Genomic DNA, 239 nt, shown 5'->3' on the forward strand with positions numbered 1-239 from the left:
GGTCAATGCACCGCACACTCAGGTTGATCTGATGGATGCGGAATGGACCCACGCTTACAGCCGCGAGCTGGCTTGCTACCCATCCGCGCACAGCAAAGGTGCCAAGTACTGGCCAACCGTCAACCGTGTTGATAACGTCTTCGGTGACCGTAACCTGGTCTGTTCTTGCCCTGGCATTGAGAACTATATCGAGGATTAATCAATCCTGATAGCGACGTAAAACAAAGCGAGGCGCATGG

General features: G+C 53.6%; 1 protein-coding gene. It reads left to right on the top strand.

Features of this window, described 5'->3' with window-relative positions; translation table 11 throughout:
* Positions 1–199 (top strand): hypothetical protein (locus R0J87_RS24300; RefSeq protein ID WP_498889612.1); only part of this gene is annotated, 199 nt, incomplete at its 5' end.
* Positions 200–239: the final 40 nt, after the last annotated feature.

The organism is Halomonas sp. SIMBA_159, assembly GCF_046536035.1.
Taxonomy (GTDB): domain Bacteria; phylum Pseudomonadota; class Gammaproteobacteria; order Pseudomonadales; family Halomonadaceae; genus Vreelandella; species Vreelandella venusta_A.